Source organism: Cupriavidus sp. SK-4 (assembly GCF_000611125.1).
Lineage (GTDB): Bacteria > Pseudomonadota > Gammaproteobacteria > Burkholderiales > Burkholderiaceae > Cupriavidus > Cupriavidus necator.
This window is the reverse complement of the sequence record NZ_JFJW01000091.1, coordinates 1-3656: the sequence shown is the minus strand read 5'-3', so window position 1 is coordinate 3656 and position 3656 is coordinate 1. Positions and strand designations below refer to the sequence as shown.

The 3656-nt window shown below is 61.1% G+C and carries 4 protein-coding genes; all 4 read left to right on the top strand.

Going from position 1 to position 3656, the window contains the following annotated elements; genetic code table 11:
* Nucleotides 1-257, top strand: a 257-nt coding sequence (locus tag CF68_RS20050) for an IS4 family transposase (RefSeq protein ID WP_035822116.1), incomplete at its 5' end; no start/stop codon positions are given.
* A 1266-nt stretch (nt 258-1523) separates the two neighbouring features.
* The gene (locus CF68_RS20045) at nt 1524-2348 is read left to right on the top strand and encodes a transcriptional regulator (protein WP_235205826.1); all 825 of its coding nucleotides are present in this window, start codon (nt 1524-1526) and stop codon (nt 2346-2348) included.
* A 137-nt stretch (nt 2349-2485) separates the two neighbouring features.
* Nucleotides 2486-3274 carry a DJ-1/PfpI family protein gene (locus CF68_RS20040; protein ID WP_051591604.1) on the top strand — a complete coding sequence of 263 codons (789 nt, stop codon included), beginning with the start codon at nt 2486-2488 and terminating at the stop codon, nt 3272-3274.
* Complete coding sequence (locus CF68_RS35555; protein WP_051591603.1) at nt 3214-3567, top strand: hypothetical protein; 354 nt, start codon at nt 3214-3216, stop codon at nt 3565-3567. The genes CF68_RS20040 and CF68_RS35555 overlap by 61 nt, the downstream gene beginning before the upstream one ends.
* Nucleotides 3568-3656 lie beyond the last annotated feature (89 nt).

The window sequence follows — 3656 nt, the reverse complement described above, 5'->3', positions numbered from 1 at the left end:
TGGGCAGAACCTGCCCCGATCTGGATGCGTCACTGTTCTTCGACGCCGACGAGATTCGGGGAGCATACGTGCTCGCCAAAAAAGCCCGCCCGAAGGTACCAGTCACACTCAATCAGATGATTCGGTTGGTGGCTTCCCTGGGTGGGTTCCTTGGGCGCAAGAGCGATGGTGAGCCTGGCGCTAAGACGATCTGGATCGGCATGCAGCGAACCATGGACGCCGCGCTCACCATTCAAGCACTGCGGGAAGAGTCATGACTTCTGTATAAGGAAATGCTCTATACCACGCCCGTCGTCCCGCAACTTTCCGAAGCACCAAAAAAAGAAGGGTGTAGACGCAGGGACGGTCTACACCCTAACGGGATGGGCAACGGGTCAGGCTTGCCGGGGTTGATTATTGATGGGGGTGGGACCGGGTCTTACCCTGCTTTAGTGGGCCCCACGCTTAGGTAGGGAAAGTTCTGAAGAGGAGCATTGGCGCTTGAAGCGCTGGCTTTCTAATCCGACCCGCTTCAGAGGACCAATCAGGAACGGAAGGCGCCAGCCCCACGAAGCCAGAGATGCCGCCACGCCGTTCGCCGATCTGTGGCGCGAGCATCGCAGGCCAATGCGCCTGGCACGAGGCACCGTTCACACCACCGCTGTGATGTGGTGCCAGGCGATCAGATATTGAGCCACGCTTGCATGGATCGCAGAACGCACTGCGTTCAGGCGTCCGCATTTTAATCCCCTCCGTGGAGGGGATTAAAAGCGGGGAACCTCAGAAATATCGCAGCGCAGCAAAGCCACTTATGTCAGACCTTAAAAGATTGGAATTCCTATTTCCGGCAGGTTTGGTTAAATTGCTCTCAATTGCAGAGGAATCGGGGATAAGAATGTAGCCGGGCTGGAATACCGCATGGCTGCGCGTTTCGAGAGATCTTGATTTTTCCTCATTGGCGCGTGCTATCGATATGCGGGGTAATGCTCAGGCAATACAAAAGTAGTATCAGTTTTCGTCAGTGACAACAATCACATAAGAACGGATATAGCCTGGGCCCACGAAAGGGCCAGCTTGCAGTTTCTTATTCAATCGACATTGCTTTTCGTCATCGGAAGCGACGCGGCTGCATTTCTGGCAGCGCGGCATGCGGGTACTGGCCTGACCTGCGGTTACGCAGGCGCCCAGACATCGCCGGTATTAAGGAACGACTAGCAATTACCGGTGACATGGCAGCGGGCGGGCCATTATACCGAGATCCCATCGGCACAAGGATTCCGCCCGCGAGGGCGCACTGATCCCGTTCGTACCCCGCCTGCAGAAAGAGTTTTTAAACGACCACAGTGGCACGCGCGCCCCAGGGGCGGCGGCATGCTGCGGCATTGGATGTATGGGGGTCCCACCAGGCAGCAAGGGATAATATGCAGCATTCAGGGGTATTCGCGCGTCAGGAACTGGATCGTTATTTTGCATCGTACGTGGGGATGGAAGGAGGCAACCCAAGAGCTCCCGTCTGGATATGCGACAGAAGCCCGCGCGCCTGGTTGGAGCCCCTCGTCGCGCCGCTGCAGCCGCGTGTGGCGCCGCCCGCCTGGGACGCCGAGTTCCGCCACCAGCAGCGGGAAAACATGGGCAAGTGGCTCGGCCATCAGTACGTTGCCCGCATCATGGCCGCCGCGCGGGCTGAAGCACTGCGCGTTCGGCTCGCGGACAACGACTGGGAACAATACTACTGGCGCCATCTCTACGCGCCTGGGGGCGCCGAGTTCAGGCTCAGCCTGTTTCCCCTGCCTGCCCAACTCGATGGACGAACGCCTTGGTCCAAAGCGTTCCGAGGCCAGCCCGAGCTCGTCCCACAGACGCGCTACGAGGATCTGTGCCGGCATGGCGAACGCTTCCGGTTTCTCGCAAAGACCTGCGCCCGCTGGCGCCCAAAGGTGGTCGTTTGTCTGGGCCATCGCCATACCGACGAATATCTCGAAGCCTTCTCGCTAGGCGGGCTCGCCGGCGAAGAGCACGCCATCCAGCCGGCCGACCAAGTCAGGCGCTTGCGCATCTTCGCCAAGGACGGCACGACGTGGATCATCTGCCCAGCGCTCGGCGGCAGCGCAGGACTGATCTCGCAGGTCCAGCTCGATGCGTTTGGCAAGCTTCTAGGCACGCGCCTGGCAGCGAGCGACTTCAAACACTGCCTCGAACTCGAGCCCGTCGACGACGCCCCATGGGCGCAGCTGGAGGTCTTGCCCGATCCGTACCTGAGGAGCCAGCTACCTGGCGACTCGGCTGGCTGCCGTACAGAAGAACGTGCTCGGCCAGTGTTCCCCAGGAGCGAACACGCTCAGGCGGGCACTCGTGAATCCTTCGCCTAGTATGGGTGTATGCCAAGGGAATCCGCCATTACGAGTCGCGGCACTGGCGGAAAGTGCGGCATTGTTGTCGTTGTTGGTCATCGTAGGGGGGGCGTACCCTGCTGGCAGCATCCATGCGCCGAGAAAGAAGTAGAAGTATGCCATTCCCGTTCAGATTCGTTGTGATCGCCAGCATGTTGATGGGCGCTACGACAGTACATGCGATGGATGCTATCGCTGCCGGTGACACGGCCGTCCCGGCGCCGCGCCATGCCAAGCCAGTCATTGCAGTACTCGCGCTCAATGAGGGCACCGAGGCCACCGACTTCCTCGTCCCATACGCGATACTCCGCCGTGCGGACATAGCCGCCGTAGAAGCTGTGGCGCCACGGCGCGGGCGTGTTTCGCTGATGCCCGCGCTGACGGTTGAGCTTCAGGATGACCTTGCTTCTTTCGATAACCGCTATCCGGACGGTGCGGACTACGTGATCGTGCCTGCGATGCATGCGGACGACGACCCCGTCATCGTCGGGTGGATTCGTGCCCAGGCCGCGAAAGGCGCGGTAATCGTCGCGATCTGCTCCGGCGCGCTGGTCGTCGGCAAGGCGGGGTTGCTCGATGGTCGCCGGTTCGCGGGACACTGGTATGACAGGAACAAGCTACGGGAACGGCATCCCGGCGCCACCCATGTTCCCAATCGCCGCTACATTGCCGACCGCGGCGTCGTGTCGACCACGGGCGTGACCGCGTCGGTGCCCGTCAGCGTGGCAATCGTCGAAGCGATGCCGGGCCAGCTCGTGCGGCTGCGGTGGCGCAATCGCTCGGCTTACGCACATGGGGGACCACGCATGACAGTGCCGCATTCCGGATCGACGCCAGTCGAGTCTTGGCGCTGGTCGTCAATAGTGTCGCATTCTGGCGGCGCGAGACCATCGCCATTCCGGTAAGCGATGGCGTCGATGACATCCAGCTCGCGCTGACGGCGGATGCCTGGTCTCGCACCTACCGATCACAGGCCCTGGCCGAAGCGAGCCGCGCAGTGAAGATGCGCAGCGGCCTGACGCTGGTGCCGACATCGCCTTTGTCCGGCAATGGCACATACCGGGTTTCCCTGCCGGCGGACAGGCTGCCCGTCATGCAACTGCAAGAGACGCTTGCCGATATTGGCAGGCGCTATGGCGTCGCCACGCGCGAACTGGTCAAACTGGAGCTGGAGTACGGTACCCAAGATGGGTTCTGATTGCTCACGCGCGCTCACCGCCCTGCTATCCGACGCGTCCCAAGCCCCCTGAGGGCATAACCCATTGCATTACACACAAGTCGTGACGA